The sequence below is a fragment of the Nocardiopsis kunsanensis DSM 44524 genome (assembly GCF_000340965.1).
Classification (GTDB): Bacteria; Actinomycetota; Actinomycetes; order Streptosporangiales; family Streptosporangiaceae; genus Nocardiopsis; species Nocardiopsis kunsanensis.
Window position 1 is genome coordinate 13,780 of the sequence record NZ_ANAY01000033.1, and the last position, 13,901, is coordinate 27,680.

A 13,901-nucleotide genomic window follows, 5' to 3' on the forward strand; every position below is an offset into this window, starting at 1 on the left:
CGCCTGTCCGGCCTCGGCCCATATACGCAGGGTCTGCGCCAGCGGATCCGTCCCCCGTGGGCGCAACCCCAGGACGAGCACGGTCGAGGAATGGGCGTCGCAGTCCACCCCGCACGCGGCCCACAGCGCCCGCCGTTCCTGCGCGTTCCGGGGGACCGGTTCGTTGCGCAGAGCCGCCAGCGCCTGTAGGACCAGGCCGGGCAAGGCCTTCGTCCCGTCCAGGGAGAGCGGGTCCCCGGTCACCTCGGCGGCCAGATCCGGAAGAGGGCGGCCGTCGGCGAGCGGGAGCGCCGCCACCACCGCCAGCGCCTGCTCCAGGCGGTGGCGCAGAGCCTCTGGACCACCGACGGGAACACCGTCGGCACGCACGTACTCGGCACCGCATGGAAGAGGTCTTCGCCCGGCACGGGGCGGCGATGTTCCCCGACCCCCTCGACGACCTGGACCTGTGGTGCACCTGCCCGGACCGGGGCCGCCCCTGCAAGCACGCCGCAGCCGTCCTGTACCCGGTGGCCCGGATCTTCGACGACGACCCCGCGGCCCTGCTGACCTGGTTGGGCCGTACGGAGGAGGAGACCCTGGAAGCGTTGGGCATTCCGGGGGAGAGCGAGAGTGGACCGGCGAGTGAACTGGACGTGGACCTCACGCCGCTCGCAGAGCGCATCGAGAACTTCTGGGCCCCGCGGAGCCGGTGCCCATGGCCCCGCCGCGCCCCTTCGACCCGGTGGCGCACTGGGAGGGGTCCACCCCCGCTGTGGCCTCGCGTCTGGAGCCCATGTACGCGCTGCTGGAACGCCCCGAGCCCTGAGGGCGGAACTTCACCGAGTGCCCCGGCACGGAAGACGGCCCGGGATATCTTTGGGGCATGACCGACCAAGCACACCCCTCCGGGGCCGGGACGCTTCCCGCCGCGCTCATGAGCACCGTTCACCGGATCGGTCTGCCCGATCAGGTCCTGCGGGAATTGGCGGAGCAACCCGAGGAAGCCGGCAACATCCTCCTGGACGCCGTGTACCACCTTCGTATGGCCGAGCGTCCGGACCTGTCCCTGCGGTTGTTGGAAGCGTTGCGGGAGAATCCCCCTGCCCCCGAGGACGAGCAGTACGCCTCCATCGAACTGGCATGGCACCTGCGGGAGAGCGAGGAGGCCGACGGCCGGGCCAGGGCAGAGCGTGTCATCGAGGACCTGCTGCGTCCGGGCCGCCTGGGCGAGGGGCCCGCCGGTATGCTCGCCGAGGACCTCGAGGAGACCGGGCACCGCAAGGAGGCGCTGCTGTGCCACAACATCGCCTCCCGTGAGCTGCTCCTCGACTCCGTCGACGAGCTGGCCGGGCTGCCCGCCCGGATGCTGCACCCGCTGATCGGCCGCGCCCGTGTACGGGCAGATCTGGGGCTCGTCCCCGATGACCACGACCTGCTCGCCCAGGGGCTCTCCCAACGCCTGATGGAGGAGGCGGCCGCCGAGGGCACGGACGAGGACCCCTTCGACCGGGCTGGGACCGACTGGGAGCAGCATCTGTTCGACCCAGCGGCGGGTGCGCTCGGCCGGGACGAGGAACCCGCCTTCTCCCGCACTGGGCCCGAGCGCCGGATCCGGGTGTTCTACTCCCGGCAGGACTTCGACACTGCCCGTGCCCGAGGTCTCCTCACCGACCGGGCCGCAGACCAGGGACCCGACGCCCATTATCGCGACGCGGAACGGGAACTGCGCGAGCACGCCCGGCAGTACCCCGAGACCGCCGTCTCCGTCCTGTTGTGCGGCGTCGATGAGCTCCTCGCCTTCGCCGAAACCCACGGCACGGACCCCGCGGACGAGCACACCCGCCACACCTGGGAACGGATTGGGGTCGACCCCGAGGACCCACGGCTCCATATCTGGCCTCCCGAACGCAACCGGCCGTGCTGGTGCGGGAGCGCGCGCAAGTACAAGAAGTGCTGCGGATCCCCGGCGCTGCGCTGAGCCACGGAGACCGATTGGTTCGCCGACCTCGGCGGGCCCGGCCTGGTTCGCCGACCGCGGCCGGAGCGTGTGGAACGCGGGGCGTGAGTCACGTGCCCCTGCCACCCCATAGCAGCGGTGGCTGGACGGAGGGGCCACCCGGCAGCCAGTCGGGCGCTACCTCCGAGCCCGGCCCCTCAGGGCCGGGTCAAGTTGACAGCGCGGGCCGCAGGTGGGCGTGGGCCCAGGCCGCGAGCGTGGTCGGTGTGGTGGTGAGTGCCCCGCGTTCCTGCTCGGGGGTGAAACCCTCACGCAGGCCGGCCGCCATACCCACCACGCCTTCGATCTGCCCGGTGCTCAGACCGACGGAGCCGAGCCCGGCGCGCACCTCCTCATCGGAGACCCGCTCGGCGCGCACCGGCCGGCCCAGGGCCTGGGCCAGGATGTCGGCCACACCGGAGAAGGACAGGTCCTCGGGCCCGTGCACCGCCTGCACCCGGCTGCCCGACCAGTTGGCGGACAGGAGCCTGGCGGCCGCGACGTCACCGATGTCGCGCGGATCGACCCAGGGCATCGCGGACTCGAGCGGCCACGGGGTGGGCAGGACGCCCTCGCGCAGAGCGCTGATGTCCATGAACAGGTTGGTGAAGAAGTAGCCGCAGCGCAGGTGCAGCACATTGGCGCCGGTGGCGTCCAACGCCTGCTCGGTGCGGGCCAACCCGTCGATCTCGCCGGCCCCGTGCCGCTTCTCCGCGCCCACACTGCTGAGGAACACGGTGTGCCCGATGCCGTTCTCACTGACCGCGCGTGCCGCGTTGGCTCCCATGCGGGCGTGGCCGGCGACCGGGTCGTCGTCCGGCGTGGGCGGGTCCACCCAGAAGAGGCGGTCGGCGCCCCGGGTCGCGCGCAGGACGGCATCAACGTCTCCCTGGTCGCCCTGTACGAGGTCGACCCGTGCCCGCGTGTGGGCGTCGATTCTGTCGGGATCGCGCAGCAACAGAGTCGGGCGCATCCCCGCCTGCAGCAGCAGCCGCACGACCCGGGATCCCACGTTCCCGGTGGGTGTGGTGACGACGATCTTCCCGAGTGTGTTTTCGTGTGCCATGGCCGGACGCTACAGCCGAGCACCGACAGATTCCGGCCGGTGCGGCCGGCACGGCCGGTCGCGCGGAAAAACCAAACCGCCCTCCGCGCTTCTTCGCACGCCGGGAAAGCGCTGCCCGAGCGCCGTACGAGCAATTCACACGCCCTGCGGTCCGTCCCGTCCCTGCAGACCGGAAAGGGGATCGTTCCCGGCTTCCCCGGCCCCGTCCGGCGCCACGGCCTCTCCTTTCCTGCGGGAATGCTGGGTTTCTTTCCCACCGCCCCTGTCGGCGGGCAGCAGGGGATGGTCGGCGACCTCGTACCGGCGGATGTAGGTACCCAGGAATGCCTGCAGGCTCGCGCCCATCGGTAGGGCGAGCAGCGCTCCGGGCGCACCCAGGACGGCCACGCCCGCGATGACCGACCCGAAGGCCAACGCAGGATGCATGTCCAGGGTCCTGGCAGTGATCCGGGGTTGGAGCACATAGTTCTCGAACTGCTGGTAGACGGTGACGAACACCAGCACCCACACGGCCGGCCACACACCTTCCACCAGCGCCACCAGCACAGGAGCGGCACCACCGATGTAGGTACCGATGGTGGGGATGAACTGCGACAGCACACCCATCCACAGAGCCAGGGCGAACGCGAAGGGCACGTCCAGCACGAGGAGCACCACGTAGTGCGTCACCGCGCAGACCACGGCCAGCAGCGCACGGGAGTAGAGGAAACCGCCCGTCTTGGTGATGGCGATCTCCCAGGCGCGCAGTACCTCGCGCTGGGTACGCGGTGGCAGGACCGAACAGAGCACACGCCGAAAACGCGGACCGTCGGCACACAGGTAGAAGGTGAACAGGGCGATCGTCAGCGCGTTGAAGAGCAGAGCCAGGACGGTCGTCCCGGCGCCCCAGACGTTGTCGGCCACACCGGAGGCGTACTGCTCGATCAGCCCGCTGGCACTGGAGATCTCACTGAGCAGGGCGGTGGGGGAGTAGGAGGCGTCGAAGGTGGCGTTGACCCAGTCCAGCGCGGTGCGGGCCATCGCGGGCACCTCGGAGACGAAGGCCACGACCTGACTGATCAGCATGGACCCGAGCAGGCTGAGGAAGGCCGCGGTCAGTGCGAACAACAGGAGCATCACCACCCCGGTGGCGGGTCCGCGCGGCCAACGGTGCCGGTGGAGCCAGTTGACCGCAGGTTCCATCGCCAGCGCCAGGAACAACGAGATCAACAGCAACACGAGTAGGGCCTGCAACTGCACGAACAACCACAGAGCCAGGCCGAAGGCCGTGATCAGCCACAGGGCCAGCATCATGGCGCGGGGCAGCCAGGGCGGCATACTGCTGCCGCGGTCGTGGTGCGAGGGACCGGACGAGGTGATGCTCGTGGACAAGCAGGCTCTTCCTCACCGTGCGTGGAGTGTGAGGGGACTTTCCTCCGTCCCGGGGCGGCTTCCGCCCTCCCGGACGATGGTGCTCCCCTCCACACCTGTCCTTCCACCACCGCCGCACTGTCTCCGGTACTTTCTACGGTTTTCGAGGGTCGGCAGGTCCTCGCGCCTGCTCGGCGCCGAGCAGACGCTCTCGGCCGGGCCCGAACCACCAGGAGCTCGCCCTGTGCACGCGAAGAAGGGGCGTAAACCGGTGGCACTCGGCATGGGGGAGTGGAAAGCTCACACGCATGGTCTCGACAGTGCAGAACATAGCGATCGATTGCACGGACGCCTACGATTCGGCCCGGTTCTGGAGCAGAGTGACCGGCCGCCCTCTGCACCCGGAGGACGGACCGGGCGAGGTGGAGACCCAGGTCATGCCGGCCGAGGGTCCCGTGCTGCACTTCAACCAGGTTCCCGACACCAAGGCGATCAAGAACCGGCTCCACCTGTGTCTGCGTCCCGAGACCTCACGTGAACAGGAGGTGCAGCGGCTGATGGGCCTCGGAGCCGCCTTCGTCGCCGACCACCGGGAACCCGATGGCTTTGGTTGGGTCGTCCTCGCCGACCCCGAAGGCAACGAGTTCTGTGTGCTGCGCAGCGAGTCCGACCGGGCCGCCACAGGACACTGACACCACGCACCGTCCCGGCCGGTCGCCCGGGACGGTTTCTCGGGCACTCGTGGGCGGCCGCGACGGGGAAAGGCTGCCCGGTCGGCGGCGGACTCGTCGCAGCGGGCGGCCAACGCGCGGACTCCGCACGGACGGGCGGCCCCCATACTGACCTCGGTCTCCTCCAGGAACGCGTCACAGTCCCACGCGGTCGAGCTCGGCCAGGAAACGCCGCTTGCGGTGATGTTCGCTGCGTATCCGCTCCACGAACGAGCGCGCTTCCTCAGGCTGCCCCGCCCGTTCGTACAGGTCGCGTCCCCGCCGCGCGAGGTCGGCGGCCTCCGGGTACAGGCTGGTGTCGACCCGTACGACCCGCTCCTGGGCCGCATGCACGTACACCGCGGCCGCGTCCTCGGGACGGTCCTTTTCGCGCAGCGCCGCGACCCGGAGCCACTGGTGAGGGTCGCAGCCGTGCTCGGTGGCGGCAACCCAGGCCTCACCGGCGCACCCCTCGTCGACGAGCACTTCGACCAGGGAGCACGGGAAGTGCCTGGCCTGGCGCCGCGCCGCTGAACGGGAGAGCACGGTCAGGGCCTGCCCACGCACCGTCGGCCATTGGTCGTCCGGGAAGTCTCGGTGTAGCGCACGGTAGGTGTACACCATGGGATTGCGTTCGAAGGCCTCCCACCGCAGCCGCTGAGCCTCCTCCGCACGTCCGGCGGCACGATGGGCCTGGACCGCGTATTCCACCAGGCGTCCGCTCACATGCCTGGACCCCTCCGACAAGCCCTTCTCCGCCCACTCCAGGGCCTCGGCCCCGCGCCCCGCGTCGTCGAGCACGGAGACGATCCCGGGGTAGGCCCCCGACCCCTGGGATGCCAAGGTCTGCACGAGTAGATCGGTGTCACCGACCTCACGGGCGTACTCGCTCTTCAAGAAACCCGTGCTCCAACTGTTGGCGGTCTCACCCGTATCGCCCTCGAACAGCTCGCGGCGGTAGTGCTCCAGGCCCTCCTCGCCCAGTACACCCGCGTAGTCACCCATCTGGGGATCGGTCAGGCCGGTGCCGTCGAGCTGCAGGTCCAGCAGCCACTCCGCGAGCGCGCGCGATTCCGGTGCCGCGATTTCGCACGCCTGTACGTGCGCGTCGAGAAGCCGGGCTCCTGCTTCACCGATGTGGCCGCCTGAGTCGTCGACGACCCCTGCCTGCTGGTCCAGGAGGGTCGCAGCGTGGCGAGCCAGCTCCTCGGCCATGGTCGCCATCCCCTGTTCCGTCTTCATCTCCACCAGGCGTGCCACTTCGTGCACCCGATCGGCGTAGACCCGTGCCTCTGTGTACTCCACGAACCCGGTGACGCGCAGGGCAGCCTCGACCAGTGACCGCCCCGCACTGTCAGCGTTGTCCGCGCCGCTGTCATTGCTGCCGTACCCGGCCGCGGAGGCTCGCAGCTCCAACCGGCCGCGCAACTCGGGCGAAGCATCGGTCGCCTCCAACACCAGCTCGACCAGATCGGTGGTGCTGAGCGAGCGCAGATAGGCCTGCAGGTCGGGGGCACGGGGCGTCTCCACCCCGTGATCGGCGTTGTACAGGTGCACGAGTCCGAGGGCGACGCAGTGCTTGCAGAAATTGCCGTCCTCGGCCCAGGGGCAGTCGCAGTCCCATTCCATGCCGTTGCGCAATGGGGTGAGTTCGACCTGGTAGGCGTCGGTGCCGTGGACGGTGCCGCGCACCGTCCTCCCGTCGAGGACGACCTCTTCGACCTGGGCGACGTAGTGCACGCCCCGGTCGTAGGACTTCGCACCGGCCAACTCGAGGAGGTCTTCGCGTGTGTAGGAGGGCATGGGGCCATTGAACCGGATGGGGGAGTGTGAGGGCTGTGAGCGCAGGGTTCGTTTCATCGAGAGACGATCTGTTCCGGCTCAGGTGCGCTCGGCTCCTGTGGGCCCGAGGTTGTCGGTAGGAGATGTCGCTCAGCCCCCACGGCCTGGGAAAGTCCCACTATGAACCGTTCCCTCGCTTCGGCGGTCGGCCTTGTCGTGGTGGCGACGGCGTCCAGGACACCACGGCTTCTTCGGTGAGGCTCAGCGTTTCGAGGAACTCCTCGAATTTGGCACGCAGCCACGGAAGATCACCATGCGGGTGCTTGGGACCGATGCCCACACCGACACGATCGGCCCACGGCAATACCTCAGCCAACCCTGCGAGCAGCTGCTGGCCCTCGCCTCCGCTCTGGGAACGGCACTGATCGGCCGCGAATCGGACAAGCCCTGGCCCACCGTGCTCAAGTCGGCCGGGACCACTCTTCTGACCATGTTCACGGCGTTCACCGCCATGGCGACCTTTGTCATCGGCGTGGTCGAGTGATCCCCGACCGGCCCCCCGGGGGGCGATGAGCGCGTCCCCGGGGGCATCACCGGTGACAGCGGTCAACTGACGGAAGCCCTCGGAGGCCATGGGGGTTCACCGGTCCCGGGCCGCACCCGGCCCGAGGAAACCGCCGATGATCCACTCGGTCAGAAGGGTTCGGTGCACGTGGCCGTGGCCGAGTACGGCAGGCAGACGACAATCGCGCCCGTCCCGGAGGAGAGGGCGGTTTCGGTCGCTTTGGAAAGGTTCCTGCCCTCGGCTCCGAACACCGGGCCGCTGCGGTGGGGCGCGCCCCCGGAAGTTGGCCGCTTGTGGCCACTCGGGACCACGTACCCCGGACCGTAGGTATTACTGGAGCCACTGCTTGAACTCCACCGACCCGGCTGATGTGAAGGAGTGCCGTGCCTGCCGAGCGGATCTGGCTCGACGTCCCGTACGCGGAGAAGGACCTGGCGAAGGCGGAAGGGGCCAGGTGGGACCCCCGGGCACGCCGCTGGTACGCGCCCCGGCCGGGCATCACGGGACTGGAACGCTGGTCGGCCCGCCCCGACGTGCCCGATCTGCTTCCGGGCGAGGACCGCTCGCTCGGCTCCGGGCTCTTCGTCGACCTGGTGCCCACCACCTGCTGGTTCACCAACGTGCGTTCGTGTGTGTCACAGCAGGACTGGGAACGGCTGCGCCGCATGGTCGTCAACAGGGCAGGACAGCTCTGCGAGGTCTGCGGCGCCCCCGCCGACCGTGCGGAGCGGCGGTGGCTGGAGGTCCACGAGAGGTGGACCTTCGACGAGCAGGCCCGGGTCCAGACCCTGCGGCGCCTGATCTGTGTCTGCACGCCCTGCCACACCGTCACCCACTTCGGCCTCGCACAGGTGAAGGGGATCGCCGGTCAGGCGATGGACCACCTGATCGCGGTGACCGGCGCCTCCGCCGCAGCAGCCCAGCGCCACGTGGAAGAGGCGTTCGCGCTGTGGGAGCAGCGCTCACGACTGGTGTGGGAGCTGGACCTGGGCATGCTCACGGGTGCGGGGATCACCGTCGAACCCCCGCCCGAGGCGTTGCAGCGCGCGGGGGAGGCCCGGGCCGAACTCCAACGCCAGGGCTCGCGGGGATGACAGAGCACCCCGGCCGGGTACCGCGCGAGCGGTACCCGGCCGGGGGTGTTGCCCCCGTGCGTGGCCACCCCCGCCCCGGGAAAACGGCCGCGGGCGGGGGACCAACGGCGCAGTGGCGGCCGGCAGCGGGTCCGACAACGGCGGTCGGCCGCACCGGCACGCCTTCAGTGCGGAACCATCGGCGGATGGAACCACAGGTGCGGGCGCCCGGTGCGCGGGTGCAGGTCCACGTCCGCTTCGACACCGTAGACCTCGGCCAACAGGTCCGCGGTGAACACCTGTTCAGGGGGCCCCGAAGCCGCGACCCGCCCCTGGTGCAGGACGACCAGATGGTCGCAGAAAGCCGCGGCGAGGTTGAGGTCGTGCAGCGCCGCCAGCACGGTCAGCCCGGAGTGCTGCACCATCGCCAACAGCTGGAGGGCATGGCCGACGTCGAGATGGTTGGTCGGCTCGTCGAGCACCAGCAGGGACGGCTCCTGCGTCATGGCCCGCGCGAGATGGACGCGCTGCTGCTCACCGCCGGAGAGCGTGCTCCAACGGCGGTGCGCGAGGTGGGCGAGGTCGACCCGTTCGAGCTGGTGCACCGCGATGGCCCTGTCCGTGGCCGAGTCCGCCTGCAGGGCGGCCCGGTGGGGGGTACGGCCGAGCAGGACCACATCCAGCACCCGCAGATCGATGTCGGTGGCCGAATTCTGCTCCACGAGCGCCAGGCGCCGGGCCAGCGCGCGGCGCGGCAGCCTGTGCACGTTGTCGGAGCCGATGTGGACGACCCCCTCGTCGAGCTTGCCCAGACGCGCGAGCCCGCGCAGCAGAGTCGACTTGCCCGACCCGTTCGGCCCGAGCAGACCGGTGAAACTCCCGGTGGGCACCTGCACGTCCACACCCGCGAGGATGTGCTGCCCGTCGACCGACCAGGAGACGTCGGCGGCCGTGAGTGATTCGCCTTCGGCGAGGTGCGTCATCAGCGATCAACCTTGCGTCTGAGGATCCACAGGAAAACCGGCACGCCCAGCATCGCCGTCATGATGCCCACGGGCAGGTCCCGCGGCTCGAACGCGATACGGGCGACCACATCGACCCAGATGAGGAACACCGCGCCGACCAGCGCCGACAGCGGCAGGACCCGCCGGTGGTCCGGGCCGACCAGCGCACGCACCGCGTGCGGGATCAGCAGCCCCACGAACCCGATGGTCCCGGAGCCGGCGACCAGCACACCGGTCACGAGTGCACACACCACCAACAGCACCCACCGGACCCGCTGGACGTCGATACCCAGGCTGGCGGCGGTGTCCTCGCCGAACGCGAACGCGTTCAGCCCCCGGGCGGCGAAACCGCAGACCAACAGTCCCACCAGCACGGCCGCGGCCATGGTGTACACGGTCGGCAGCCGCGCGGACGCCAGGGAACCGGACAACCAGAACTGGGCCTCCTGGGTGGCGTGCGGGTCGGCGACCCAGATGATCAGGAAGGAGGTCACGGCGGAGGCGAAAGCACCCACAGCGACCCCGGCCAGGATCATGCGTGTGGGCGTGAGTCGGCCGGACCGCTGCCCCAGGGCCAGCACGAGCACGAACGCGCCCAGCGCACCCAGGAACGCGCCCCCGGCCACGCCGAGGCTGCCCAGGCTCAGACCGGCGACGATCACCGCGACCGCCCCGAGCGAGGCACCCGAGGAGATCCCGAGCAGGTAGGGGTCGGCCATGGGGTTGCGGGTCAGGGTCTGCATCACGGCACCGACCACTGCCAGGCCGCCGCCCACCAGCGCGGCCGTGAGCACACGCGGCAGGCGCATCTCCCACACGAGGTTCGCGCGCAGTTCGGTGAGGCCTTCGGCACCGTGCAGCCCGAACAGGTCGATACGCAACCAGCCCAGGCCGAGCCGTTCGGTGGCCACGGTCCACACCTCGCGCACCGACAGGTCGCTCTGGCCGAGGGCGACCGAAACGACGACCGAGCCCGCCAGAAGGGCCAGGGCGAGCAGGAACACCAGACCCAGCGGCCCGCCCGTGCCCGCCGGCGCGTCCGTGCGCCGCTCGGCCCGCGAGACGGAGGGCAGACTCATTCCGTGCCCGCCTCGGCCAGGTGGGCGCCGATCGTCTCGATGGCGGCGGCGTTCTGCAGCCCGGGGGTGGTCTGCGCGAACGGCAGTTCCACGACCGCGTCCTCACGGAAGGCCCGCAACTCCCGCAGCGTCGCATCGTTCTCGATGAAGGAGAGCTTGTCGTCGATGTCCTGCCCACCGAAGTCGGCGACGACCACCAGGTCGGGGTCGCGCTCCACGACCTGCTCCCAGCTGGTGTCGGACCAGTGGCCGGGAAGGTCGTCGAAGGCGTTGCCCACACCGAGTTCGCGCAGGATCATGCCGGGGCCGCCGCAACATCCCCCGGCGGTGGGCCCGTCGCCGGTACCCATGTCCCACCAGAAGACGTCCAGGTCACCGACATCTTCCGGCAGCTCGGCGCGGACCGCCTCCAGGGTCTCCTGCTGCTCGGCGACGACCTCCTCGGCCCGCTCCTCGGCGCCCACCAGCGCGGCGACCTCGCCCAGCCCGGTCCAGATCTCGTCGAACTCCAACGGCTGCTCGTCGTCGCGGTCGGGGCAGCGGTCGGGCGCGAGGTAGCTCTGCACGCCCAGATCCTGAAGCTCCTCGCGGGAGGCCACGCCCCCGTCCTGGCGGAACGCGCTCGGATAGACCGAGTAGATGAAGTCCGGTTCGGTCCCCAGGATCGTCTCGGAGCTCGGATAGTCCTCCCCGCCGGGGTGGACGATGTTGAGGTCCTCGGCCTCCCGCCGCACATCCTCGGGCATGCGCTCCAGGTCGCCGACGGCGCCGATGATGCGGTCCTGCACACCCAACGCGACCAGGTTCTCGATCGCGCCCGGGTTCATGGCGAAGATGCGCTCCGGCGGGGACTCGAAGGCCACTTCCATACCGCAGTTGTCGACGCTGTTGCCGTCGGCCGCTGCAGGGGAGGGGTCGGAGGGGTCGGCGCCCGCGCAGCCCGACAGCAGCAGGAGGGCGGCCGAGACCGCCGCAGTCGTCGCCACCGCGGACACACGGCCCGGTGATCGGGGTCCGGCGCCTCGCACGGCAAGGGCTCGGACAGGACACAGCATGAGCACGACCAAGGCCGCCTTTCCACACCTCGTGGACGGATCGAGCGTGCCGTGGCCGGTCTCCTGGCTGACGGGTCGAACGGATCACGCGGCGTCTTCCCGGACCACACTCTGGTCCAGTGACCCCTTGCGGGAGCGCGTGACCTTCCCGATCACAGTGGCGAGGGCCGCTCCGGTCTTGCACCGGTTTCCCGAGCACCACGGCGTCAGGGACCCTACACGGGGCGGTGCGGGCGCACCGTCGCCGGGGTGGCCCGTTGTTCGTCGGGACGGCTCAGAACGAGCCGACGACGGAGACGAGGCTCACGAGCGCGACGACCACCAGGACCGGGATGGCCAGGGTCACGACACCGAGGTCCTTGTAGGACTGCCGGTGGGTGAGCCCGCAGACGATGAGCAGGGTGACGACGGCACCGGAGTGCGGCAACGTGTCGAGACCGCCCGCGGTCATCGCCGTGAGCCGGTGCATCGCTTCCATACTGACGCCCTCCTGCTCGGCCATGGCCTGCAGGTCCTCGCCGAGAGCGTTGAGCGCGATCGTCATACCGCCCGAGGAGGAGCCGGTGAGGCCGGCGGTGACGGAGACGGACAGGACCGAGGTCCACAGGGCGCCGGCGCCGATGCCGAAGACCGAGTCGCGGACGACGGCGAAGGCGGCGACCGAAGCGACGACCGCGCCGTAGCCCACCTCGGAGGCGGTGCTGAAGATCGGGAGCATGGACCGCTTGGCGCCGTCGACGAACCCGGTCCACAACGTCGCGGAGTTGCGGACGTTGAGGGCGGCCAGGAGGAGGATCGCCGCGGCGATGCCCAGCATCACCGCCCACAGTCCGGCGCGTTCGTCGATGGTGGCCCCGCCGAACCGCTCCTGCTCCAGGTAGGACCAGTCGAGCGCCGGGAAGATGAGCAGGGTGCACGCGAAGTTCACGGCGAAGACCGTGAGCAGCGGAAGGAAGGGCACGAGGCGGCTGGCCGGTTCGAGCGTGGTGACCTGGTTCTCGGCACCCTCCTCGGAGGACCCGCCGGCCACATACTCGCTCTGCGGACTGTCGAAGCTCTCACCCTTGCGGACCAGCGCGCTGCGCCGGTACTCCAGCCACAGCAGACCGAGACCGAAGATGAGGGCACCGCCCACCAGCCCGATGCCGGCCCCGGCGAACGACCCGGTGCCGAAGAACTGACCCGGGATGATGTTCTGCACCTGTGGGCTGCCCGGCAGTGCGGTCATCGTGAAGGTGAAGATGCCCAGCGCGATGGTCGCGGGGATGAGGCGGCGGGGGATGTCGGCGACCCGGAACAGCTCGCGTGCCAGCGGATACATGACGAAGGCCACGACGAAGAGGCTGATGCCGCCGTAGGTCATCAGGGCCGAGGTGACGATCGTCGCCGCGATCGCGCTCCGCGAGCCCACCAGCTTCGTCACCGTGCGGGCGATGCTCTCCGCGTAGCCGGTGACGGTCATGAGCACGCCGAAGATCGCACCGAACAGGAACACGGGGAACCAGCTGCCGACGAAATCGGCCATCGCCGGCATGAAGACCTCGGTGTAGGAGGCCAGGATCGGGGCCCCGGAGAAGAGCACCGCGACCACCGAGGCCAGAGGAGCAGCGAGAAGGACGGGGACACCGCGGTAGGCGAGGGTGATGAGCAGGAACAAGGACGTGACGATGCCTATGATTCCCAGTGCCATGGGGGCTCTCCTCGGGGGTCGGGGCAACGTGTGCCGGATCTTTCGCCGGGGACGGCGTCGTCCCGGGGCCGGCGCGGGCGTCCAGCAGCACGGGGGAGTGCTGTGAGTGTGTGCTGCATCCAGTGGGATCGCCGCCGGGCGGGCGGGCATCCCGGGGTGATTTTCGCGCCGGTGTGGTGACGGAGGAAATAGTGAATAGTGGGGCACATCACCGCGATGTTGTGGGGTGCAAGGGGGTTGAAGCGGCGGGGTGCTCGTGGTATCGGGTCTTTGGTGGGGGAAACACCGTTGATAGTGCTCCTACGGGCGCCAGAAAACGTTGTCAGTGCCCACAAGAGCACTGACAACCACCCGGGCCGACACGGCCGGGCCCCGAGCACCACGCACACACGTGCCCCCCGGCACCACAAGACTCCCTTCACACCCATCAACACATCTGGGGCAGGTGCGAGCGTAGGCATGGAACGGCCGCCTGCAACCGGGCGTTTTACCCCGTGTGAGCGAATTTTTGACAGTGGACATCTGGTCGGACGTCGATGTGTCAGGACG

11 protein-coding genes, 2 pseudogenes and 1 riboswitch are annotated in these 13,901 nt (G+C 69.8%); of the genes and pseudogenes, 5 read left to right on the top strand and 8 right to left on the bottom strand.

Going from position 1 to position 13,901, the window contains the following annotated elements:
* Window positions 1–117 precede the first annotated feature (117 nt).
* Window positions 118–369: pseudogene (locus D456_RS28065) on the bottom strand (TIGR02679 domain-containing protein); the annotation flags it as partial.
* 47 nt (window positions 370–416) lie between these two features.
* Between D456_RS28065 and D456_RS27585 the strand changes: the two are divergent.
* Both D456_RS27585 and D456_RS0118515 read left to right on the top strand, forming a co-directional pair.
* Window positions 417–497: pseudogene (locus D456_RS27585) on the top strand (SWIM zinc finger family protein); the annotation flags it as partial.
* 368 nt (window positions 498–865) lie between these two features.
* Window positions 866–1,960, top strand: a complete 1,095-nt coding sequence (locus D456_RS0118515; protein WP_017577676.1) for an SEC-C domain-containing protein — start codon at window positions 866–868, stop codon at window positions 1,958–1,960.
* A 187-nt stretch (window positions 1,961–2,147) separates the two neighbouring features.
* On the opposite strand, the gene D456_RS0118520 is transcribed toward D456_RS0118515, so the two are convergent.
* Together D456_RS0118520 and D456_RS0118525 are read right to left on the bottom strand one after the other, a co-directional pair.
* A complete protein-coding gene (locus D456_RS0118520; protein WP_017577677.1) occupies window positions 2,148–3,044 on the bottom strand; it encodes an NmrA family NAD(P)-binding protein in 897 nt (298 codons plus the stop codon).
* 135 nt (window positions 3,045–3,179) lie between these two features.
* Window positions 3,180–4,415, bottom strand: coding sequence for an AI-2E family transporter (locus tag D456_RS0118525; RefSeq protein ID WP_017577678.1), 1,236 nt, complete (start codon window positions 4,413–4,415; stop codon window positions 3,180–3,182).
* 287 nt (window positions 4,416–4,702) lie between these two features.
* On the opposite strand from D456_RS0118525, the gene D456_RS0118530 reads away from it, so the two are divergent.
* Entirely contained in the window at window positions 4,703–5,086 is a 384-nt protein-coding gene (locus tag D456_RS0118530) for a VOC family protein (RefSeq protein WP_017577679.1), read from the top strand.
* 174 nt (window positions 5,087–5,260) lie between these two features.
* On the opposite strand, the gene D456_RS0118535 is transcribed toward D456_RS0118530, so the two are convergent.
* Window positions 5,261–6,907 (bottom strand): SWIM zinc finger family protein, encoded by a 1,647-nt coding sequence (locus D456_RS0118535; protein ID WP_152442613.1) that lies wholly within the window; start codon window positions 6,905–6,907, stop codon window positions 5,261–5,263.
* A gap of 292 nt (window positions 6,908–7,199) precedes the next feature.
* On the opposite strand from D456_RS0118535, the gene D456_RS0118540 reads away from it, so the two are divergent.
* Together D456_RS0118540 and D456_RS0118545 are read left to right on the top strand one after the other, a co-directional pair.
* Entirely contained in the window at window positions 7,200–7,430 is a 231-nt protein-coding gene (locus tag D456_RS0118540; protein ID WP_017577681.1) for a hypothetical protein, read from the top strand.
* 404 nt (window positions 7,431–7,834) lie between these two features.
* Window positions 7,835–8,545: a DUF5710 domain-containing protein gene (locus tag D456_RS0118545; RefSeq protein WP_017577682.1), complete on the top strand. Its 711-nt coding sequence runs from the start codon at window positions 7,835–7,837 to the stop codon at window positions 8,543–8,545.
* A 164-nt stretch (window positions 8,546–8,709) separates the two neighbouring features.
* Here the strand turns inward: D456_RS0118545 and D456_RS0118550 are convergent, their stop codons facing one another.
* The 4 genes from D456_RS0118550 to D456_RS0118565 form a co-directional block, all read right to left on the bottom strand.
* Window positions 8,710–9,507, bottom strand: coding sequence for an ABC transporter ATP-binding protein (locus D456_RS0118550; protein ID WP_017577683.1), 798 nt, complete (start codon window positions 9,505–9,507; stop codon window positions 8,710–8,712).
* Entirely contained in the window at window positions 9,507–10,607 is a 1,101-nt protein-coding gene (locus D456_RS0118555) for a FecCD family ABC transporter permease (protein ID WP_017577684.1), read from the bottom strand. Before D456_RS0118555 ends, D456_RS0118550 begins: the two co-directional genes overlap by 1 nt.
* On the bottom strand, window positions 10,604–11,593 hold the full coding sequence (locus D456_RS0118560; RefSeq protein WP_230479907.1) for an ABC transporter substrate-binding protein: 990 nt from the start codon (window positions 11,591–11,593) through the stop codon (window positions 10,604–10,606). Before D456_RS0118560 ends, D456_RS0118555 begins: the two co-directional genes overlap by 4 nt.
* A 105-nt stretch (window positions 11,594–11,698) precedes the next feature.
* Window positions 11,699–11,880, bottom strand: a riboswitch (cobalamin riboswitch).
* Between the two features lie 56 nt (window positions 11,881–11,936).
* The gene (locus D456_RS0118565) at window positions 11,937–13,352 is read right to left on the bottom strand and encodes a GntP family permease (protein ID WP_017577686.1); all 1,416 of its coding nucleotides are present in this window, start codon (window positions 13,350–13,352) and stop codon (window positions 11,937–11,939) included.
* Window positions 13,353–13,901 lie beyond the last annotated feature (549 nt).